The following is a 22,422-nucleotide window of genomic DNA, read 5'->3' as shown; positions in this document are numbered from 1 at the left end:
TCTTATATATTATGGGCAGAGAAAAAGTAGAAACAATAGAAAGAAAGGATGTACCAGTTGAAAATACTTGGGATATAGAGTCAATGTATGAGAACGAAGAAACTTGGGAAAAAGATTTATTAGATGTATTAAAACAGGCTGAGGAGTTTAAGAAGCATAAAGGAAATATTAGTCAATCCAGTGAAAAATTATTGAATACTTTAGAAGATATGGGAGAACTTTATAGAAAAGTATCCAATGTCTATTCTTATGCAAGCATGAAGCTTGATGAAGATACAAGAGTTAGTAGCTCTCAAGCTTTAGCTGACAGGGGTTTAGGAGCATATGTTAAGATTCAAGAAAAAACTTCTTTTATGGTACCAGAGATACTTCAAATTGATAAAAAAACTTTAGACACTTATTTGAAAGAAAATGAGGGTTTACAGCTATATGAACATTATTTGAAGAACTTATTAAGAAAGAAAGATCATACACTTTCTTCTCAAGAAGAAAATTTATTGGCACAAATGGAGGAATTAGCCAACTCTCCACAACAAATTTATGCTATGTTAAATGATGCTGATTTAAAATTTCCAACTATTGAAGATAAAAATGGAGCAGATGTCGAAATAACACAGGGAAATTTTATCCCTCTTATGGAAAGCAAAGATAGAGATGTAAGAGAAAAGGCTTTTAAGGGGTTTTATAATACTTATAACAGTTTAAAAAATACCTTTGCTCAATCTTTAAATGGAAATACTAAGGCAAATATATTTAATGCAAGAGTGAGGAAATACAATTCGGCTATAGAAGCTTCTTTAAATGAAAATAATATACCAATAAGGGTGTACGAAAATTTATTGAAATCCGTTCATAGCAATTTAGACAGTATGTATAAATATATGAAAATAAGGAAAAGAGCACTAGGCCTAGATAAGCTTCACATGTATGATTTATATACTCCAATAGTCAAGGATGTCGATTTTAATATTTCTTATGATGAAGGGAGAGATATAATTATAAAGGCGTTACAACCATTAAAAGATGAATATATAAATGTCGTTAAAGAAGGTTTTAGTGATCGCTGGATTGATGTTTATGAAAACAAGGGAAAGAAATCTGGAGCATATTCTGGTGGTACATATGATTCAAAACCTTTCATATTGACTAATTATCACGATACTTTAGATAGTGTGTTTACTGTTGCACATGAAATGGGACACTCAATACATAGCTATTTTTCGAAACAAAAGCAACCGTATGTATATAGTGGATATAGTATTTTCTTGGCAGAAGTAGCTTCAACAGCTAATGAATCATTATTGCTAGATTATATGCTTAAGAATACAAATAATGATAGGGAAAAACTATATTTGCTAAATCATTATTTAGAACAATTTAGAACTACTGTATTTAGGCAAACAATGTTTGCTGAATTTGAGAAGATAATTTATGAATATGCTGAAAAAGGTGGAGGATTAACTGCCGATTATTTAAGCCAGGTATATAAGGAATTAAATGAAAAATATTATGGAGTAGATGTTGAAATTGATGAAGAAATAGCTATAGAATGGGCAAGAATACCTCATTTCTATTATAATTTTTATGTATTCCAATATGCTACAGGATTTTCAGCTGCAGTAACTTTGTCACAACAGATTCTTAAAGAAGGGGATAATGCTGTTCAAAGATATCTAAACTTTTTAAAGAGTGGTAGTTCTGATTACCCAATAAATGTACTTAAAGCTGCAGGAGTAGATATGACAATAGAAGAGCCAGTAGATAATGCATTAAAATTATTTAGACAATTAGTAGATGAAATGGATAAACTAATATAGGTGAGCATTTTTATTAGGGTAGGATTCAAATCCTGCCCTAATACCATTATAGAAATTTACTTTTTAAATTATTCCAATACATATTTTTATCAAAGTTTAACTTGGATATAGTTTTTGTGGGAACAATGAAATCAACTTTTATTATATCATCATATTTTAATTCTATTCCATCTACAACGGCTAAAATGGAATTTTCATAACGATATTCAGGTTTTATAGTTACTGTAAAACCTCCTGGCACAATTATGCTATTAAGTAAAGAACGATAAACTCTAGAACTAATAGGAGATAGTGGAGTTATCTGTAATGTTTTTAAAGAAGGATATACTATACTGCCACCACTTGAAAAATTATAAGCAGTACTACCTGCAGGAGTAGAAATTATTATACCATCACCAGAAAACTTCTCTAAATGATTATCATCAATAAAAATTTCTAAGTGTACTACCTTAGATTTGATTCCTTTAAGGACTATTTCATTAACACCAAATAATTTAAAACAATTAGTTTTAGTGTAAATATTAGCATTTACTAAAAAAATATTTTCAATTACATAATCATGTTCAATATATTTATTGATGAATTCATCGATGTTTTTAGGAAGTATTTCTTGAAAAAAACCTAGATGTCCAGTATTAATTCCGGTAAAGGGAATATCCGAAAATTTATATTTATGTATAGTTCTTAGAAAAGCCCCATCTCCACCAATACAAATATTCAGTTCAGCATTTCTATCGTATTTTTGAGGAACTATAAACCCTTTATTGTTTAATTTCTTTATCAGTAACTTAGAAGTTTTTATTGAAGCTTCATCATTATTTGATATTATATTTATAATTCTTTTCTCATCAAGATTCAAAAAATCATCCTCCAAATTGTAAAGTCCTTTAAATGTATATTAATTCTGATATAATTATTTATAGTTATATGCACATATATATTATACATTAAAAATTTTAATATTTGGAGGGTTCTATGAATTTATTTAAAGAAAGTGAAAGTGTAATCATTTTTAATGTAAAAAATGATAAAAAATCATTAGAAGAGTTCTTATCTAATAAAGAGATATCAGGGAGACTATTTAGAAGATTATATAAACAAAAGAACATATTTGTTAATGGAAATCTAGCTAAAAAAAACAGATCCCTTAAAAAAGGAGATATAATATCATTAGTCATGGAAGATGAAGAAGAAAGTATAAACCCAGAGCCTATTCCTTTGGATATTATATATGAAGACTTTGATTTAATATTAATAAATAAACATCCCTATACTATAGTCCATCCTACCAAAAACAATCAAAACAATACTATTGCCAATGGAATTAGTTACTACTTTAAATCTAATGGAATTAAAAAGAAAATAAGATTTGTGAATAGATTAGACATGAATACATCGGGAATATTAGTTGTAGCAAAATCTTCTTTTGCACATCAACAGATGGCATTACAATTTGAAAGAAATGAAGTTGAAAAAAAATACATTGCATTAGTAGCAGGAGTAGTAGAAAAAGACGAGGATATTATAGATTTGCCTATAGAAAAAGGGGGAAAAAATATAAAAAATATTGTAACAGAAAATGGAAAGGAATCAATAACTAAGTATAAGGTAATAGAAAGATATTTGAATGCAACACTTTTGGAGGTACAAATATTTACAGGGAAAAATCATCAAATTAGAGTACATTTAAATCATATAGGACATCCTATAATTGGAGATACATTATATTACAAACCTGACAATAATATAGAAAGACAAGCATTACACTCATATTATTTAAAAGTAAATCTCCCTAGAATTAAAAAAGTAAAGGAATTTAAAGCACCTCTTCCAGATGATATTAAAAAACTTGTCCAACATTTGAGAAAAAATGGTGATGATAAAGGTTTTTAAAACTTAGTACTAAGTTTTAAAGATTTTTATCATTATTCTCTTCTTTTATTGGAGAATCTAAAGTTTGCAAGATCTCAAACATTTTGCTCATATCTTTAATTTTGCTTAATTCTTTTCCATCCTTATCGTGCATAAATGGCTTCATTAATTTTATCAGATTATCTGTATCATTCAAATTATCTAGATTGGATAATAGAGTATTTAACGTGTTAAATAATTTATTGTATTTATCAACCTTTAATATTGTTTCTATTGTTGAACCCATTTTTTTGATATCTTCTTCGGGAAAATCTTTTTTTATTGTATTTGCTATGTAACTTATTCTTTCTTGATTATTCTTAACAGGAAGAACCTTTTCAATATAATTGGATTCTTTAGCTTGCATAAATTCTAATGTTTCATGCATTTTTATAATTTTCTCTACAATAATTATAGCTTTGTTTATAATTGGTATGTATTCTTCAGGAAAATAAGGACCGATTTTCTTAATAACTCTTATCTTTTCCATTGCATACGATGTATCTACATCTATAAGAGCTCTATTATAGTTTAAATGTGTAAGAGGTTTTCTTTGGTCATTATTGATTAGAGTTGTCATTAGAAATAAAATAATTCCACTATTCATTTAAAATCCCCCTAAAAGCAAATAGATATAATTTATATTATGCTTTTGTTGTGAAAAAGGTTACAAGTTTTTATTGTAATATATAACGATATTAATTCATAAATTAGATTAGAATGTATTAAGGAGGTAGTAAGTATGAATGAAGAAAACAATATCAAAAAAGTAGTTGAAGGATTTAAAGATTTTGAACCAGGGAAAGAACAAATTGATAAAATTGAAGAATTAGCAGATAAATACTCCAATAAATCTGAAGATGATATATTTATTGAAATAATTAAAGCCAATGAGAAAATAGAATCTGAAATGGAACCTGAGGAATATGAGGCAATTTTCGAAAAATTGGAAGCTATAAGACCAATGCTTAATGAAGAACAACAAGATAAGCTAGATAAAATATTACAAGCGTTAGGTAGGGATTAATAATATATAAGTGAACTACTTACCACTTACTCACGCAGAAGTGGAAGCTTCTAATATCATGTACTAGAATTTTTCCTGTTTTTTAGAGCTGTGCCTTTCTATATTGTATTAGCAAGGTCTTATATGGCTCTCCACAGGCTTAACTTCCCCTCGGATCGAGGGTAGATGTCGATATTATCGGTTTCTTTAGTGTATTAGATATTTTACGCAAGAAAGGCAATGCTTGGTTTTCGCTATTGTTGGATTCTTCTTGCAACCTTATATATCCAGTTATCAAAGAACTATTATATCATAAAATGAATGATATTGAATCATTAATTTTTCGGTGTTTACATCTCCTATTTTTAGAAGATGGGGGACTTATGCACTAGTGGTTAAAAAATAATATAAGAGTCTAAGTTCTGTACCTATAATTAGTTACTAGTGCTTTTAATTTAAAAAAGAGATTCTTCACTTAAATTTTATATTTAATATTGAAAATAAAATTAAAAGTGTAGAATCTCTTATTTTTCACTGTAAAATTTATCAAATAGACAAGCAAAATAATTGATGTTATAATTTATGATAGTATTATGTAAACTAAGGAGGAAATTGATATGAAAATAAATGGAAGAATAAAGCTATTAATAGTTTTATTTATATCCATCGTATTGTTTTCAAGTATTTACTTTTTAATCAATCAAAATAAAGAATATAAGGAAATGTCATATAAATTATTTTTAGATCAAGTTGAAAAAGGGTTAGTTACAAAAGTTGAAATTAGTGATTCATCAAAGTTTACCGGGGAATTAAAGGATGGAACTAAATTTATGACAGATAATCCTCGTGTAGAAAATTTTAAAGAAAAATTACTTTTATATAATATTGATGTGGTAGAAGATGATGATAGTAATGGAATTGCAAGCAAAATAATACCAATTATTCTTATGATAGGAGGAATAGGGGTTGTAGCATATTTAGTAAACAATGGTTCAAAACTAGCTCAGAGGGAAATGGCTAATATGGCAAATTTAGATACACCAGCATCATCAATAGATAAGGTTACCTTTGATGATATTGCTGGGAATGAAGAAGCTAAAGAATCTTTGAAAGAATTAGTTGATTTTATAAAAGAACCAGAAAAATATGCTAAATATGGAGCCAGATTACCAAAAGGCGTATTATTGTACGGCCCTCCTGGAACTGGAAAAACTCTATTAGCTAGAGCGTTGGCGTCAGAAGCAAATGTTCCTTATTACGCAGTATCTGGATCGGATTTTGTTCAAGTCTATGCTGGATTAGGTGCAAGTAGAATAAGAGAACTATTTAAAAGAGCAAAAGCGAATGGTAAAAGTGTAATTTTTATCGACGAACTTGATTCTTTAGGAAAAGCTAGAAAAGGCGGAAATTTCAATGGTAATAGCGAAGAAGGAGAGAGAACTTTAAATGCCTTATTAACTGAAATGTCAGGGTTTAAAGGTAATGAGGGAATAGTAGTAATAGCGGCAACGAATAGAATTGATACATTAGATGAAGCATTATTGAGGCCAGGAAGATTTGATAGACAGATAGAAGTAGGACTTCCTGATATAAATGCAAGGCTTGCTATTTTAAGACTTCATAGCCAAAATAAACCCATGTCAGAAGATGTGGATTTACAGAAGATAGCTTGTGAAACGGTGTATTTTAGTGGAGCAAAACTTGAGAATCTAATGAATGAATCTGCTATGATTGCAGCTAGAGAACGCGATAAAAAAATAACTATGAAACATATAGACAAAGCTTATTTTAATGTATTAGTAGGAGAAGAGAAGAAGGACAGGAGCAGTATTTCTATCGAAGATAAAAAAATTACTGCTTATCATGAAGCTGGACATGCTTTAGTTTCAAAGAAGTTATCCAAACTAAATCGCGTTACAAAGGTAAGTATTATTCCAAGCACTAAAGGGATGGGTGGTTTTAGTTTAAATATACCACCAGATAGAATGTATCAGACAAAAAAAGATATTTTATCAAATATTATGATTGCATTAGGAGGAAGGGTAGCAGAAGATATTATATTTGGTAGCGATAATATAACTACAGGAGCGTCATCTGACCTTCAAAAAGCTACGGAAATGACTATATTAATGATTGGATCTTATGGCATGGATGAAAAATTAGGGTTAATAAATTATGATGTCGTAGTAAATAATAATTTAACTACAGATGTTTCATTGATTGAAAGGGCAAAGGAAATGCTAGAAAATCTTTATAATGAAACTAAAAATATTTTAATTGAGAATAAAAAATATTTAGATTTAATAGCAAATGAATTAATAGTAAAAGAATCATTAAATGAAGAGCAAATAGATCAAATATTGGCTAATTGACCATAAATTCTTAATTAGGATTATTATTGAAACTTGAATATTATGTTTATTAAGGGTATAATAAACATAGATAATAATTCTGCGATGTACGTAGACCGATTAATTCAACCGACATAGTAGATAAGGGAGTTCGAGTTCAGCAGTGTAGGGCAGGCCTTCATAGGATGGAAGCTCAAAGTTGTTGACAGGGCACCCACCTTGTGAGAGGCGGGTGTGAATTAGTTCGGAAGCGGCATTGCGGGAATAATAAAGCTCCTTGGGATATTATTCTGAGGAGCTTTTGTATATTAAGTTTTATTTAATGAAATAATAAATGTAAAGAAATTTATAGAGTAGTAGGTGGTTGTAATATGAAATTGGTATGTCCATTGTGTAATGGATTATATAAAATAGAATATAAATGCGTTAAATGTAACACAATAATGGAAGATAAAGGGGCTAAGGTCAATTACTATGATGACTATAGTCCCTATTTATTAGATGAAATATCTGATGAAGTTGATGGAGTTAGAAGAGATGAATGTGTTCATGTATTTCAGTGTCCTAATTGTGGTCATAGGGGAAATTATTCCATAGAAAGAAAAGAATATTAATATATACTAAAATGCGAAATTTTAAAGTATATAATTATAATGTTTATAAAATTTGAAATACATTCATATAACAACAGTATAGTTGTATAAAATATTGGCAAAAATATAAAGGATACTTAAATATTGAATTATAGGAGGTATTATGATGGAGTTAGATGCAAAAGAAGTATTAAAGAAGAAGATATTGGATGCTCAAGAAATGGTTAGAGATTATGAAATGTATGCAAAAAATGTTCAAGATACGGAAGTTGCAGATTTATTCAGAAATTTTGCTGAGGAGTCAGGGTATCAGGCTAGAAAGCTACAGGATATGTTAAAAAAGCTAGACCATAGTTAAATAGTTAAAAATTTTTCCCCTTAACCAAGTAAAAACAGAACTATATTTTAATTAAAAGAAGATTATTAGGGTATTTTATGTTAAAATAACTTTAATAAAGAAAATACGAAGAGGGGAGATGTCTTATGAGGATATCTGATTTATTAAGAGAAAAAAAGAAGAGAGAAAGGAAACAACAACAAAAAGACACTGTAAGGAAATTAGCTTTAGGAACTATAATTGGAGCTGTAGCTGGAATTCTTTTGGCTCCTAAATCTGGTAAGGAAACTAGAGAAGATATATCAAATAAAACTAAAGAGGCTGCAGAAACTGCTAAGAAGTCTATTAAGGATTCAGCAGATACAATTAAAAATGTACAGGAAAAAGTAATGGAAGATATAAAGGATAAGGTGAAAGAAATAAAGGATAGAGATATGTTTGAAGTAGAATTAGAAAGTAAAGAAGTCGATATTGATGAAATAGAACTTGATACTGATGAAGAAGAGTAGAAGGTGACAGACATGACAGCTACTCTAACAATTCAAGACCTATTTATTTTCATTCTATGTTTATTAGGTATAGGAGTATTAAGCTATTTAATAATAATGATAAAAAATGCAAATAGTTTAATATCTCAAGCTAGAAGATTATTACAAAAAAATGAAAAGGAAATTGATACAACCTTAAAGCAGCTTCCTGAAATTTCTAAAAATATAAATTCTATAACCAATGATACAAAAGAACTTGTTGAATCAACATATTCAGAAATAAATGGCTTAGTCGGCAATGCAAATAAAATTTCAGAGAGATTAGATGATACCAGTGGTAAGGTCTTTAATGCTATTGATACAGTAAGTGATAGTTTAAGTATAACAGCTTCTACAATTGAAGATAATGTTAGAAATTTAAGTGATTACGTAGAATTAATTATGGACATAATAGAGATAGTTAAGAATGCATTCAAAAAACACTAAATTATTGAAGAGGACTCAGCTGAGTCCTCTTCAATAATTTAAAACGAAAGTGATATAAATATATATATGTATTCTTTTACTCTAGCATATTGCCAAAAAACTTACTATTGATATACTATATATAGTAGGTTTATAAGATTATGATAGTATACTCATAACCTATAAGGAGTAAACATACAATAATCATTATATAAACGTGGAAGTATATTAATTATATAGATTAGGAGAGGTTGATATAGATGCGAAGGGTTAAGATTATATATAATCCGTCTTCTGGAAGGCAAATAACGCAGAGAAGGATTGATTATCTATGTAATCTTTTGATAAATGAAGGTTATATTGTCGGTAAATTTAATACAGAGAAAAAAGATGATGCAATGTATGAAACAATAAGAACTTGTCAAGAAGATTGGGATGCTATTATTGTTTGTGGAGGGGATGGCACTATAAATGAAGTTGCTAAAGGAATAGTAAAAGGCAATAGAATAATACCTGTAGGGATTCTTTCAACTGGAACAGTTAATGATTTTGCAAATTATATGGGCTTGCCTAGAAATATAGATGTTTTTTTTAAGATGATAAAAAATGGAAAGACAATTAATGTGGATCTAGGAAAAGTAAATGATGAATATTTCATAAATGTAGCAGCAAGTGGACTTTTAACAAATATTGGTTACAAAGTGTCTTCTGAAATAAAAAGTATATTTGGTAGGATGGCCTATTACATGGAAGGTCTGAGAGAAATTCCAAAAAATAAATTTAGAACTATTAGAATACAATTTAAAAGCAAAGAATACACGAAAGAAGATGATGTATTATTGTTTTTAATTTCCAATACTGCTTCTATAGGTGGATTTAAGAAAATTGCTCCTGATGCAGAGGTAACCGATGGATACTTAGATGTTATTGTAATCAAAAAGTCTGAAGTACAAGATTTAGCACAGATATTTATTAATATATTCAAAGGAGAACATATTAATCATCCTAATGTAGTGTATTTTAAAACGAAAGAAATATCTGTACAGACTGTTGATAGCGAAGATATTACTATAGATGTTGATGGAGAATATGGAGGTAAATTACCAGCAGTTTATAAGGTGTTACCAAAGAATTTTGAAATATTCGTACCTTAAATTATAAGCCATTATATTAAATAGATAGGATTAGGAGGTGTTACTTTGAAAGAAAACAATATATCAAAAAATATAATTAGTATAGAGAAATATTTAAGAAAAGTTGATAATATTATTCGTTTAAAAGGAAGAGAGATATTAAGTGATTTTAATATTACAATTCCACAATTTACAGCATTACAAATTCTTATTAGTCATGGGGAATTGACTGTAGGAGAATTAAGTCAAAGAATGGCATTAGCATGTAGTACAATAACCGATTTAGTCGATAGAATGGAAAAAAACCAACTTGTGGCCAGAAAAAAGGATGAAAAGGACAAAAGAGTAGTCAGAGTTGTGGTATTGTCTAAAGGACATAAAATAGTAGAAAAAGTTTTAGAGAAACGTGTAAAATTTTTGGATCTAAAAATGCAAGGATTAACAGAAGAACAAAAGATATCTTTAAATGAAGGATTTAAATTTTTATATAATGCTATGAAAGATGATTAGTAAATTTATTCTATGATCTAAAATGGAAAGGTTAGAAATTAACATGAAATTGGTATATAATAGGTTTAAAATAGATAGAATGTTGAAAAGTAATAAACATAGTAGTTTTTATGAAGTAGTTGATTTTTCGCATTTCGTTTTATAGTTCAAAAAGATATGATATAATATAAATATCTTAGCGTGAATAATGAGGAGGGTAAAGCATGACGGTAACGATAAAAGATGTAGCTAGACTTGCCGAAGTATCTATCTCTACAGTTTCAAGAGTTATTAATAACTCTAAGCCAGTAAGTCCAGAAGCAAAAAAAAGAGTCTTGGATGCTATAAAAGAACTTGGTTATAAACCTAATCAAGTAGCCAGGAGCCTTGTTACAAGAAAATCCAACTTAATTGGAGTAATAGTAACGGATATTGGTAATCACTATATAGCTGAAATGGTTAGAGGAATAGAAGAAATAGGGAGAATGTATAAATATGATATTCTTTTATCAAGTAGTTATGGAGATTCAGATACTGAGACAAAGTTTGCACATCTTTTAATGAGTAAGCAAGTAGAGGGAATAATATTAATTTCTGAAAAAAACGATGATCAAGCTATAGATGAGATTAAAAACTTTAATATTCCACACATATATATAAATAAATATTATGATAATTTAAACTTACCCTCTGTATCTATAGATAATTACGAAGCAAGTAATAAGATGACTAAATATCTAATAGAGTTAGGACATAAAAATATATTATTTGTATCTGCAAAAGACGATAAAGATAATTCCATAGAAAAGTATAAAATAGATGGATTTAGTAATGCTATTAAAGCCCAAAATGGATGTAAAGATTATTTGTATTCTACAACAGGATTTTCAATCAAAGATGGATATAATATGGGAGATTCAATAATCAATATTGTTAAAGAGAATGATATTACTGCAGTATTTTGCAGTCAGGATGAATTAGCTATAGGATTTATGAGTTATTGTTATGATAGTGATATTAAAGTGCCAAATGATATTTCTATTTGTGGTTATGGGGACATAAAGATAGCATCAATTTATCGTCCAAGACTTACAACAATTAAAGAACCTTATTATGATATAGGAGCTGTTGCAGCTAGGAGAATAATAAAGAAAACAGATGGAGATGAGTCAGAGGAAGAAAATACGTATCTTCCAATTCAACTAATAAAGAGGGAAAGCTGCAGAGAAATTAAATAATAATTTTTTACTTAACATGGTGGTGTGTTTATGAGAGCGTTTATTGGCATTGATTTTGAGGATGAATTAAAAGATAAATTATTTAAGATCCAAAGTATTCTAAAAAAAATTCAAAGAATGGAAGCTGGACATCTATGTCTAATTTTCATTTGACATTAAAATTTTTAAGAGAAATAGATAATAAATATGTATATCATATAGATAAAGTTCTCAAGGATATAGTATTAAACAATACACCTATAACTGTTAATCTTAATAAATTAGGTTGTTTTAATAAAAGAAAAGATAAATATAATGTGATATGGGTAGGTTTAGGAGGCGAGATAGAGAAATTAAATATAATTTATGATATAATAGAAAACAAGATGAATGATATTGGTTTTACAATGGAAAAAAGAAGATTTAATCCTCATATAACTTTAGGTAGAAAGGTGATATCCAATTTAGATTTCGATCAATTTAAAAAGCTTGTTAAGAATGAATTAGGTAATCACTATTTATTAAATAATTTAGTTCTTATGAAAAGTGAGGTAATTATGAGAAAAAGAGTGTATACTCCAATAAAATCTTATAATTTCAAATATGATAGTCATAATAATGAGTATAACCACAGATAATCACTGTGGTTTTTTTACACTTTAATTTGTTAATGCATAAAATCAAATATAATTAAAGAATGGAGGAGATAATAATGAACAAGGTTTTAATTGATGGAAATAGTTTAAGTTTAGAGGAATTTATCAATATTGTAAGGTTTGGATATGAAGTAGAGATGGCAAAAGGAGCAATGGAAAAGGTGGAAAGATCAAGAGAACTTGTAGACGAATTTGTAGAAGAAGAAAAAGTAGTATATGGAATTACTACAGGATTTGGTAAATTTAGTGATGTATCAATTTCAAAAGAGGAAACCAAAGATTTACAAAGAAACTTAATAATGAGTCATGCTTGTGGAGTAGGCAGACCATTAGATGAAGAAATTGTAAGGGGGATAATGCTTTTAAGAGCTAATGCATTAGCAAAAGGTTATTCTGGCATAAGATTATCCACATTAAAAACATTAATAGAAATGCTCAATAAGAGAGTTCACCCAGTAGTTCCAGAGAAAGGTTCTTTAGGTTCTAGTGGAGACTTAGCACCTTTAGCACATATGGTATTAGTTATGATTGGTGAAGGAGAAGCTAATTATAACGGAGAGCTTATGTCGGGGAAACAAGCTATGGAGAGGGCTGGAATATCGATTATTGAATTAACTTCAAAAGAAGGGCTGGCTTTAATAAATGGTACTCAAGTAATGACTGCCATTGGAGCATTAACAACCTATGATAGTATTTGTTTAAGCAGAGTGGCAGATATAGCAGCATCTCTTACCATAGAAGCATTAAATGGAGTAGTTGATGCATTTGATGAAAAGGTTCATAAAGTGAGACCACATCAAGGGCAAATGAATTCAGCTAAGAATTTACTAAAACTATTGCAGAACAGTAAAATGACGACTAAACAAGGAGAGATGAGGGTTCAGGATGCATACTCTTTAAGATGTATTCCACAAATTCATGGGGCTAGTAAAGATGCTTTCCAATATGTTTTGGAAAAAGTAAATATTGAAATTAATTCTGCAACTGATAATCCATTAATATTCTTAGATTCTAAAGATGTTATATCTGGGGGGAATTTCCATGGACAACCTATGGCATTAAGCTTTGATTTTTTAGGTATTGCATTGTCTGAATTAGCAAATTTATCTGAAAGGAGAATAGAAAGACTAGTAAATCCTGCATTAAGTGAGCTACCTGCATTTTTAACCAAAAAAGGAGGACTAAATTCAGGTTTTATGATAGTGCAATATTCAGCAGCTTCTTTAGTATCGGAAAATAAAGTATTAGCTCATCCAGCTAGTGTAGATTCAATACCATCTTCAGCTAATCAAGAAGATCATGTATCTATGGGAACTATTGCCGCAAGAAAAGCTAGAGAAATACTACAAAACACTAGGAAGGTAATTGCAATGGAACTCTTTGCTGCCTGTCAAGCAATTGATTTAAGGGGTAAGAAAAAACTAGGAAAAGGTACGGAAATAGCCTATAATATAGTTAGAAAACATGTATCAACTGTTGAAGATGATAAAATAATGTACAAAGAAATAGACAAATGTGAAGAAATAATTAAATCAAACCAATTACTTGTTAGTGTTGAAAATAATTTAAATAAATTATTATAAAGGAGGAGATTTTATGGTTAAAAACATTGAAGTTTCTAATGCTATGCGAGTAAAACTAGCAGAAATATTTCCTGAATTACCATCTATGCCAAAGTTTGAGAAAGGAATAAGACGTGCTCCAAAAAGGGAGTTCAATCTATCAAAGAAAGAGACAGAAGTTGCACTGAAGAATGCGCTTAGATATATCCCAGAGGAATGGCATGAAAAATTAGCACCAGAATTTCTAGAAGAACTACTTACAAGAGGAAGGATATATGGCTACAGATTTAGACCAGAAGGAAGAATAAAAGGGAAATCAATTGACGAATACAAAGGAAATTGTATAGAAGGAAAAGCCTTTCAGGTGATGATAGATAATAATTTAGACTTCGATGTAGCCTTATATCCCTATGAACTAGTTACCTATGGAGAAACAGGGCAGGTATGTCAAAATTGGATGCAGTATAGGTTATTAAAAAAATATCTTGAAGAGTTAACAGAAGAACAAACACTTGTAGTAGCATCTGGACATCCGTTAGGACTATTTAAGTCAACACCTAATAGTCCAAGAGTAATAATAACAAATGCGTTAATGGTCGGAATGTTTGATAATCAAGAACATTGGATTAAAGCTCAAGCAATGGGAGTAGCAAACTATGGACAGATGACAGCTGGTGGATGGATGTATATTGGACCACAAGGAATAGTACATGGAACATATAATACTATATTAAATGCAGGAAGAATCAAATTAGGAATAAAGGGAGATCAAGATTTAAGGGGACATATATTTGTTAGCTCTGGACTAGGAGGGATGAGTGGAGCTCAAGGAAAGGCAGTAAAAATTGCTAGAGGAGTAGGAATTATTGCCGAAGTAGATTCATCAAGAATACAAACAAGATTAGAACAAGGTTGGATAGATACAGTAATAGAAGATATAGAAGAAGTATTTAACAAAGCAAAAGAATATCAAGAAAAAGAGGAACCAATAGCTATAGCATATCATGGCAATATAGTAGATCTGTTAGAATATGCGGTAGAAAATGACAAACATATAGAATTATTATCAGATCAAACCTCCTGTCATGTACCATATGATGGAGGATACTGCCCACAAGGCCTTACATTTGAACAGAGAACAGAATTGTTAAAAACGGATAAGAAAAAGTTTAAAGAATTAGTAGACAGATCGTTAGTGCATCACTTTGAGTTAATAAAAGAACTAGTAAATAGAGGAACATATTTCTTCGATTATGGCAATAGTTTTATGAAAGCAGTATATGATGCAGGAGCTAAGGATATAGCAAGGAATGGAAAAGATGAAAGTGAAGGATTTATATTCCCATCCTATGTAGAAGATATAATGGGACCAATGTTATTTGATTATGGATATGGACCATTTAGATGGGTATGTTTAAGTGGCAAACATGAAGATTTAATGAAGACAGATAAAGCTGCTATGGACTGTATAGATCCAAACAGGAGATTCCAAGATAGAGATAATTGGGTATGGATAAGAGATGCGGATAAAAACAAATTGGTAGTAGGAACTCAGGCAAGAATACTCTATCAAGATGCATTAGGAAGAATGAATATAGCGTTGAAGTTTAATGAAATGGTAAGAAATGGAGAAATAGGACCTGTAATGATAGGAAGAGATCATCATGATACAGGAGGAACAGATTCACCATTTAGAGAAACGGCAAATATAAGTGATGGTAGTAATATTATGGCTGATATGGCAACTCACTGTTTTGCTGGAAATGCAGCAAGAGGAATGAGTTTAGTATCTCTTCATAATGGTGGTGGAGTAGGAATAGGAAAAGCCATAAATGGTGGGTTTGGTTTAGCATTAGATGGTAGCGAAAGAGTGGACAACATTATAAGAACAGCAATGCCTTGGGATGTAATGGTAGGAGTAGCAAGACGTTCTTGGGCAAGAAATGAAAATTCAATAGAAACGTCTATTGAATATAACAAGAAATTTAAAGATACAGACCATATTACTATTCCATATATACCTGATGAAGGTTTAATTAAGAAATTGGTTGATCAAAGATACGAAGAAGATGTAGAAAAATAGAAAGGGGATTCGAATGGCTAGATTAATTGAATGTATACCTAATTTTAGTGAGGGAAGAAATAAAGAAGTAGTAGAAAAAATTGTAGATGAAATAAGAAAAGTAGATGAAGTAAAATTGTTGGATTATTCTATGGATAAGGACCATAATCGTTCAGTAGTGACCTTTGTTGGAGAACCAGAAAAGGTAATAGAGGCAGCGTTTAATGCTGCCAAGGTTGCTTCTGAGTTGATAGATATGTCAAAGCATACTGGTGAACATCCGAGAATGGGAGCAACGGATGTTATACCTCTAGTACCAATATCAGATGTAACTGTAGAAGAATGTATAAATTACTCTAAAAGTTTAGCTAAAAGAATAGGTGAACAATTAAATATTCCAGTATTTTTATATGAGAAATCTGCAACATCAGTCTTAAGAGAAAATCTAGCTGATGTTAGAAGAGGGCAATATGAAGGAATGAAAGAAAAAATAAAACAAAAAGAATGGACACCAGATTTTGGGCCTATAGAATTAAATATAAAAGCAGGAGTAACAGCAGTAGGAGCCAGAGCACCATTGGTAGCATTCAATGTTAATTTAGATACAAATAATATAAAAATTGCCAAGAAAATAGCCAAAGTGGTAAGAGCTAAAACTGGCGGATTTACGTATTGTAAGGCATTAGGATTAGAAATAACTGAAAGAGATATTGTTCAAGTATCCATGAATATGGTAGACTATACGAAAACTTCTCTATTTAGAGTATTCGATACTATAGAAAGAGAGGCAAGACGATATGGGGTAAATGTTATAGGGAGTGAAATCATTGGATTAGTTCCTATGCAAGCATTAATAGATGTAGCTGATTATTACTTGAGATTAGAAGAATTTAGTTCCGATCAGATACTTGAAAAAAGAATGTTTGAATAAGGTGATGATATGAAAGCTGACTTAGTAATTAAAAATATAGATAATTTATTGACTTTAAAGGGACCAAATAGACCTAGAATTAAAGAAGAAATGAAGGAAGTAGGATTAATAAAGAATGGAATAATTGCAATAAAAAACGATAAGATAATTTATGTAGGAAAAGGAGAATTACCCGATGATATAAAAAGGCACGAAAATACTGTTTTTATAGATGGTAAAGGTAAAATAGTAACTCCAGGTTTAGTAGACTCTCATACACATCTTGTGCATGGAGGTTCAAGGGAGAATGAATTAGCTATGAAGTTGAAAGGAGTTCCATATTTAGACATATTAGAAGCTGGGGGAGGAATACACAGTACTGTAGAGGCTACTAAAAATTCGAAATTTGAGCAGTTATATGAAAAAGCCAGCAGGAGTTTAGATACTATGCTGGAATTTGGAGTTACAACTGTAGAAGCAAAAAGTGGATATGGATTAGATGATTTTAATACTGAAATAAAACAGTTAGAAGTAGCCAATAAGTTAAATAAAGATCATCACATAGATGTGATATCTACATTTTTAGGAGCTCATGCTATACCATCAAAATATAAGGAGAATTCAAGAGAATTTGTTGATATAATAATCAATGATATGATACCGGAGGTAGCGAATAGAAAATTAGCTAAGTTTTGTGATGTTTTTTGTGAAAAAGGAGTTTTTACAATAGAAGAAACAAGAGAAATATTAGAAACAGGTTTAAAATATGGATTGCTTCCCAAAGTACATGCGGATGAAATAGAACCGCTTGGTGGAGCAGAATTGGCAGCAGAAATAGGGTGCGTTACAGCTGACCATTTAGTTGCAGCAAGTGATAGAGGTATTAAAATGATGGCTGAAAAAGGAGTAATAGCTAATTTGCTTCCTGGAACATCATTCAACTTACAAGCAAATAAATTTGCTGAATCTAAAAAGATGATCAAGGAAGGAGTGCCAGTTGCATTATCGACAGATTATAATCCAGGTAGTTGTCCTACAGAAAATATGCAACTTATTATGAGTTTTGCTTCAATCATTATGAAGATGACTCCTGAAGAGGTTATAACTGGGGCAACTATTAATGGAGCTGCTTCTTTGAAATTGGAAGATAGAATAGGAAGTATAGAAAGTGGTAAAAATGCAGATTTAGTAATATTTGATGCACCGAATTTTGAATATATAATATATCATTATGGAATAAATCATACTGATAAAGTTATAAAGAACGGCAGAATAGTATTTGAAAAATCTGGTAAAATATTATAGAATTATATTTGACTTACTTCTATTAGATTATATAGAAACGGACTTTTAGTTTAAAAGGTACCTTTTAAACTAAAAGTCTTTTTATGGCTTATATTAAAGAAACATCTTCAATTATTAAATATGTCAATAGAAGCTTTTCTTATATTAATTTATAAAAAGTTAAATATATTTAACTTTTTTTCGAAAATATTGCAGAAATATAAAAATAAAGAAGGAGAAACTTTACTTTTATAGAATAGTATAAAGTATACAAAAATTGAGAGAGGCGGTTTTGGTATGTCAGAAAAACAATATGTGGTTTTCAATTTAGGTAAAGAGGAATTTGGAATAGATATAATGAAAGTAAAGGAAATCATTCCATATAAAGAATCTACGAATGTGCCTAAGACTCCTGATTTTATTGATGGGATAATCAACTATAGGGGAGGAGTAATTCCGATAATTAATTTAAAGAAAAGATTTGATATGAATACTACTGAAATAACAAAAGAAACAAGAATAATAGTAATCAACTTAGAAGATAAAGAAATTGGTTTTGTTGTAGATCAAGCTTCTCAAACTATTAGATTAAATGATGATAATATAGAACCTGCACCAGGTGTAATTTCACAAATTGATAAAAGGTTTATAACTGCTATAGGGAAGATAGATGAGGAAAGGTTATTAATCCTATTAAATTTACATAATGTATTAACGGATAAGGAAAAATCTAAAATAAGAGAAATGGAAATGTAAAGATGGGGTGGATAAATGACAAAAAGTACTAAGCAACGTGTTGAAAGGATAAATGAAATATTTCAAAATACCATTTCTTCTATAGAAAGTAGTAAAGATGAAATAATTGATATTGTTGAGAAGGCAAGAGCTGATGTTAAAATAGCCCGGGATGAACTTAATGAAATTAACGAACAAGTTGAAAAGACAATAAAAGAAGTAGATATGTTGGAAATTAAAGATAAAAAAAGTAGAGCTTATCTATCAAATGTAAATAAGAATTTTCATATATATTCTGAAGATGATTTAAAAGAAACTTATGATAAAGCTAATGCCGCAAGAATTGAATTATTCGTAAAAAGAGAAGAGGAAAAAAATCTGATAACAAAACGTAGAAGCCAGGAGTTAAGATTGAAATCTGCTATAGAAGTTTGCAATAGGGCTGAAAAAGCTTGGAAATCAATAAATGTAGTCACAGAATATTTAAGAGGAAATATAGATGAGATATTGTTTACTGTAGATCACTTGAATAAAAGACAGGCTTTAGGTATAAAAATAGTTGAAGCACAAGAAGAAGAAAGACAAAGATTAGCTAGAGATATACATGATGGACCAGCTCAATCTATGGCAAGTTTAGTTATTAAGGCAGAATTATGTGAAAAATTAATGGATATTGATAAGGATAAATCTAAAAAAGAGTTACGAAATTTAAAAGATTTAGTCAAGATTACATTAAAAGATATAAGAAAGATAATATATGATTTACGGCCGATGTCCTTAGATGATTTAGGTTTAATTCCTACTTTAGAACGATATATACATAATTTTATTGAATATACTGGAATATATGTTGATTTAGAAGTGTTAGGCAAGGTGATTTCTTTAAATTCAACAATAGAAATAGCTGTTTTCAGGGTAATACAAGAAGCTTTAAGCAATATAAACAAACATTCTCAAGCGACTGAAGTTAAAATTATAATTGAATTTTCTTTTAGACGTCTAAACATATCAATAATTGACAATGGGATTGGCTTTGATTATAATGAAGTTTACAAAAAACAAGGTATTGATACTGGGGGTTATGGGTTAATCAATATGAAGGAAAGGGTGGAACTTTTAGAAGGAGTTCTAAAAGTGAAATCTACTTTAGGTAAAGGCACCAAAATAATTATCTATATAGTATTACCTGAGGAGGGAAATGAGAATGAGAAATAGAGATAAAATATTTGTGATGGTAGTTGATGATCATATTTTAATGAGGGAAGGATTAAAACAGTTACTTGAATTAGAAGAAGATATAGAAGTTATATCCCAAGCTGGAAATGGCGAAGAAGCATTAGATAAAATTTTGCAAGATGAGCCAGATGTAATACTATTGGATATAAATATGCCTCAAATGACTGGTATCGATGTTTTGAGAAGAATGAAAGATTTAGGATTAAATTCTAAGGTTATAATGCTTACTATTCATGATGATAGAGAATACTTGTTTGAAACTATGAAAATAGGAGCAAATGGATATGTATTAAAGGATTCAGATGCTGACAGTTTAATAAAAGCAATAAGAAATGTTATAAAAGGTAAAACTTATATACAACCAAGTATTGCATCCATGTTAGTTGACGGAATGAATAAAGATGATAACGAACAAGATGACGAAGTAAAGAAAATTGAATCATTAACAAAGAGAGAATACGAGGTGTTAATGTTAATAGCTGAAGGATTAAACAATAAAGATATTGCGAGTAAACTCTTTATTAGTGAAAAGACTGTAAAGAATCATGTTTCAAGCATATTTAAGAAAATTGAAGTGAATGATAGAATACAAGCTGCAATATTTGCATTTAAAAATAACATTAAGAAAATATAAGAAACCAAGGTTATCTCTTTGGTTTCTTTAAATATATGATTTTTAAGTATCATATTATAATGGATATTTTTTAATATAATTTAATATAAATGATTTAAAAGTTTCATTTAAAGGAGAAAGTTGTCTTTTATTATGATATACAAAATAAAACTTTCTACTTAAATCAATCCCATCAATATAATAAGCCTTATATTTGCCTAATTTGATATCGTCAGTTATACCTTTTTGAGATATAAAGCTTATTCCCATTTTTAGAGATACCAACTTTTTAATAACTTCAGTATCCTCAATATAAGCTACTATGTTCAAATCGTCTATATCAATTTTATTTTTCACAAACTCCCTGACCAATAGATCTCTAGTACCAGAACCTTTTTCTCTAAACAATATCTTTTGTTTAACAATTTCGTCTTTAGTTAAATACGAATAATTTGGTTTTGAAAAATGAGAAGAATTAGGGGTAATTGTGACTAATCTATCTATCATAAGTTCAATATAATCCAATTTATTTGAGGGGTATTTAGCTCCTACAATACCAAAGTCAGTATCACCATCTAATATACTATTAATTACACTTTTTGAGTCTGTATCAGATAAGGTAAAGGTTACATCAGGATATTCTTGTAGAAAATTATCCAATATTTTAGGCAATATATATTTTCTTGGTACTGAGCTAGAATAGATATGAAGATGACCTTGGATACGTCCCTTATAGGCTTCTAAATCAAACCTTGCCATCTCACAGGAATTAACTATATTAATAGCATATTTATAAAATAAACTTCCTGCATCTGTTAAAGAAATGTTCTTGCCTGAACGATTAATTAGTAAAGTACCCAATTCTTTTTCTAAATTTTGGATATGGTTAGTCACCGTAGGTTGAGTTATATATAATTTTTTTGCAGCTTTAGAAAAGCTTTGTAAATTTGATACTTGAATAAAAGTTTCTAGTTGTCTTAGATCCAATTAAAAACAATCCTTTCTTAAAATATTTTACTTGTATACTCTATTTTATCAGAGATATAGATAAAATGAAAACAAAAATTTTACTAAAAAACTGTTGACAAATGATCAAAATCCTGGTATATTAAAATAGCTGTCAGGGAAGACTGTAGAAAATGAAACATTAATTATTTAAAGGATTATTTTAGAAAAACTTTAAAAATTTCCTTGACAACAGTGTTGAATTATGATATATTATATAAGTCGGTGAAAAAAAGTAGCTGACGAAAAAGAACCTAGAAAACTAAACAGTGTGAAGTACTTTGAGTAAGAAAAAAGTCAGCGAGAGCCGACAAACTTAAGATTTTCAATGAGAGTTTGATCCTGGCTCAGGACGAACGCTGGCGGCGTGCCTAACACATGCAAGTCGAGCGAAGTGCTTGCGACAGATTCCTTCGGGATGAAGATGCAAGTATCTTAGCGGCGGACGGGTGAGTAACGCGTGAGGAACCTGCCTTCTACAAGGGGATAGCCTCGGGAAACCGGGATTAATACCCTATGATACTTAAAATCCGCATGAAATTTAAGTTAAAG

23 protein-coding genes, 1 rRNA gene and 1 other RNA gene are annotated in these 22,422 nt (G+C 29.7%); 22 read left to right on the top strand and 3 right to left on the bottom strand.

All coding sequences use genetic code 11. From position 1 onward, the window contains the following. The first annotated feature begins 11 nt into the window (after window positions 1-11). Window positions 12-1,817 carry an oligoendopeptidase F gene (gene pepF, locus K8M07_RS02525; RefSeq protein WP_223376316.1) on the top strand — a complete coding sequence of 602 codons (1,806 nt, stop codon included), beginning with the start codon at window positions 12-14 and terminating at the stop codon, window positions 1,815-1,817. Between the two features lie 46 nt (window positions 1,818-1,863). Here pepF and K8M07_RS02520 read toward each other — a convergent pair whose 3' ends face one another. Further along, window positions 1,864-2,676 carry an NAD(+)/NADH kinase gene (locus tag K8M07_RS02520; RefSeq protein ID WP_223376315.1) on the bottom strand — a complete coding sequence of 271 codons (813 nt, stop codon included), beginning with the start codon at window positions 2,674-2,676 and terminating at the stop codon, window positions 1,864-1,866. Window positions 2,677-2,792: 116 nt separating this feature from the next. On the opposite strand from K8M07_RS02520, the gene K8M07_RS02515 reads away from it, so the two are divergent. After that, the gene (locus tag K8M07_RS02515) at window positions 2,793-3,710 is read left to right on the top strand and encodes an RluA family pseudouridine synthase (protein WP_223376314.1); all 918 of its coding nucleotides are present in this window, start codon (window positions 2,793-2,795) and stop codon (window positions 3,708-3,710) included. A 16-nt stretch (window positions 3,711-3,726) separates the two neighbouring features. Here K8M07_RS02515 and K8M07_RS02510 read toward each other — a convergent pair whose 3' ends face one another. Then, the gene (locus tag K8M07_RS02510; RefSeq protein ID WP_223376313.1) at window positions 3,727-4,335 is read right to left on the bottom strand and encodes a hypothetical protein; all 609 of its coding nucleotides are present in this window, start codon (window positions 4,333-4,335) and stop codon (window positions 3,727-3,729) included. Window positions 4,336-4,470: 135 nt separating this feature from the next. On the opposite strand from K8M07_RS02510, the gene K8M07_RS02505 reads away from it, so the two are divergent. The 19 genes from K8M07_RS02505 to K8M07_RS02420 all read left to right on the top strand — a co-directional run bounded on the left by K8M07_RS02505 (window position 4,471) and on the right by K8M07_RS02420 (window position 20,886). Beyond that, the gene (locus K8M07_RS02505) at window positions 4,471-4,755 is read left to right on the top strand and encodes a hypothetical protein (RefSeq protein WP_223376312.1); all 285 of its coding nucleotides are present in this window, start codon (window positions 4,471-4,473) and stop codon (window positions 4,753-4,755) included. 596 nt (window positions 4,756-5,351) lie between these two features. Beyond that, on the top strand, window positions 5,352-7,106 hold the full coding sequence (locus K8M07_RS02500) for an ATP-dependent metallopeptidase FtsH/Yme1/Tma family protein (RefSeq protein ID WP_223376311.1): 1,755 nt from the start codon (window positions 5,352-5,354) through the stop codon (window positions 7,104-7,106). 73 nt (window positions 7,107-7,179) lie between these two features. Continuing rightward, window positions 7,180-7,354: non-coding RNA, 6S RNA (gene ssrS, locus K8M07_RS02495), on the top strand. Between the two features lie 102 nt (window positions 7,355-7,456). After that, a complete protein-coding gene (locus K8M07_RS02490) occupies window positions 7,457-7,699 on the top strand; it encodes a hypothetical protein (RefSeq protein ID WP_223376310.1) in 243 nt (80 codons plus the stop codon). A 145-nt stretch (window positions 7,700-7,844) separates the two neighbouring features. Continuing rightward, window positions 7,845-8,036, top strand: coding sequence for a hypothetical protein (locus tag K8M07_RS02485; protein ID WP_223376309.1), 192 nt, complete (start codon window positions 7,845-7,847; stop codon window positions 8,034-8,036). 125 nt (window positions 8,037-8,161) lie between these two features. Next, on the top strand, window positions 8,162-8,524 hold the full coding sequence (locus K8M07_RS02480; RefSeq protein WP_223376308.1) for a YtxH domain-containing protein: 363 nt from the start codon (window positions 8,162-8,164) through the stop codon (window positions 8,522-8,524). 12 nt (window positions 8,525-8,536) lie between these two features. Continuing rightward, window positions 8,537-8,989, top strand: coding sequence for a DUF948 domain-containing protein (locus K8M07_RS02475; RefSeq protein WP_223376307.1), 453 nt, complete (start codon window positions 8,537-8,539; stop codon window positions 8,987-8,989). A gap of 239 nt (window positions 8,990-9,228) precedes the next feature. After that, window positions 9,229-10,122 carry a YegS/Rv2252/BmrU family lipid kinase gene (locus tag K8M07_RS02470; protein ID WP_223376306.1) on the top strand — a complete coding sequence of 298 codons (894 nt, stop codon included), beginning with the start codon at window positions 9,229-9,231 and terminating at the stop codon, window positions 10,120-10,122. A gap of 45 nt (window positions 10,123-10,167) precedes the next feature. Beyond that, window positions 10,168-10,611: a MarR family transcriptional regulator gene (locus K8M07_RS02465; protein ID WP_223376305.1), complete on the top strand. Its 444-nt coding sequence runs from the start codon at window positions 10,168-10,170 to the stop codon at window positions 10,609-10,611. A 203-nt stretch (window positions 10,612-10,814) separates the two neighbouring features. Next, the gene (locus tag K8M07_RS02460; protein WP_223376304.1) at window positions 10,815-11,828 is read left to right on the top strand and encodes a LacI family DNA-binding transcriptional regulator; all 1,014 of its coding nucleotides are present in this window, start codon (window positions 10,815-10,817) and stop codon (window positions 11,826-11,828) included. 30 nt (window positions 11,829-11,858) lie between these two features. Further along, entirely contained in the window at window positions 11,859-11,981 is a 123-nt protein-coding gene (locus K8M07_RS12585) for a hypothetical protein (RefSeq protein ID WP_263282423.1), read from the top strand. Beyond that, entirely contained in the window at window positions 11,963-12,445 is a 483-nt protein-coding gene (gene thpR / locus K8M07_RS02455) for an RNA 2',3'-cyclic phosphodiesterase (protein ID WP_223376303.1), read from the top strand. The genes K8M07_RS12585 and thpR overlap by 19 nt, the downstream gene beginning before the upstream one ends. A 74-nt stretch (window positions 12,446-12,519) precedes the next feature. Continuing rightward, window positions 12,520-14,046: a histidine ammonia-lyase gene (hutH, locus tag K8M07_RS02450; protein WP_223376302.1), complete on the top strand. Its 1,527-nt coding sequence runs from the start codon at window positions 12,520-12,522 to the stop codon at window positions 14,044-14,046. A gap of 43 nt (window positions 14,047-14,089) precedes the next feature. Then, entirely contained in the window at window positions 14,090-16,108 is a 2,019-nt protein-coding gene (locus tag K8M07_RS02445) for a urocanate hydratase (protein ID WP_411741949.1), read from the top strand. 13 nt (window positions 16,109-16,121) lie between these two features. Further along, window positions 16,122-17,018, top strand: coding sequence for a glutamate formimidoyltransferase (gene ftcD, locus K8M07_RS02440; RefSeq protein WP_223376300.1), 897 nt, complete (start codon window positions 16,122-16,124; stop codon window positions 17,016-17,018). A gap of 9 nt (window positions 17,019-17,027) precedes the next feature. Next, a complete protein-coding gene (hutI, locus tag K8M07_RS02435; protein ID WP_223376299.1) occupies window positions 17,028-18,302 on the top strand; it encodes an imidazolonepropionase in 1,275 nt (424 codons plus the stop codon). 276 nt (window positions 18,303-18,578) lie between these two features. Next, complete coding sequence (locus tag K8M07_RS02430; protein ID WP_223376298.1) at window positions 18,579-19,037, top strand: chemotaxis protein CheW; 459 nt, start codon at window positions 18,579-18,581, stop codon at window positions 19,035-19,037. Window positions 19,038-19,052: 15 nt separating this feature from the next. Continuing rightward, on the top strand, window positions 19,053-20,231 hold the full coding sequence (locus K8M07_RS02425; RefSeq protein ID WP_223376297.1) for a sensor histidine kinase: 1,179 nt from the start codon (window positions 19,053-19,055) through the stop codon (window positions 20,229-20,231). Continuing rightward, complete coding sequence (locus tag K8M07_RS02420) at window positions 20,221-20,886, top strand: response regulator (RefSeq protein WP_223376296.1); 666 nt, start codon at window positions 20,221-20,223, stop codon at window positions 20,884-20,886. Before K8M07_RS02425 ends, K8M07_RS02420 begins: the two co-directional genes overlap by 11 nt. Window positions 20,887-20,940: 54 nt before the next feature. Here K8M07_RS02420 and K8M07_RS02415 read toward each other — a convergent pair whose 3' ends face one another. Beyond that, the gene (locus K8M07_RS02415) at window positions 20,941-21,852 is read right to left on the bottom strand and encodes a selenium metabolism-associated LysR family transcriptional regulator (protein ID WP_223376295.1); all 912 of its coding nucleotides are present in this window, start codon (window positions 21,850-21,852) and stop codon (window positions 20,941-20,943) included. A gap of 342 nt (window positions 21,853-22,194) precedes the next feature. Here K8M07_RS02415 and K8M07_RS02410 point away from each other — a divergent pair. Further along, window positions 22,195-22,422: ribosomal RNA gene (locus tag K8M07_RS02410) — 16S ribosomal RNA — on the top strand; the annotation flags it as partial.

Source organism: Schnuerera sp. xch1 (assembly GCF_019931165.1).
Lineage (GTDB): Bacteria > Bacillota > Clostridia > Tissierellales > Tepidimicrobiaceae > JAIOUP01.
This window is presented reverse-complemented; position numbering and strand designations above follow the sequence as displayed.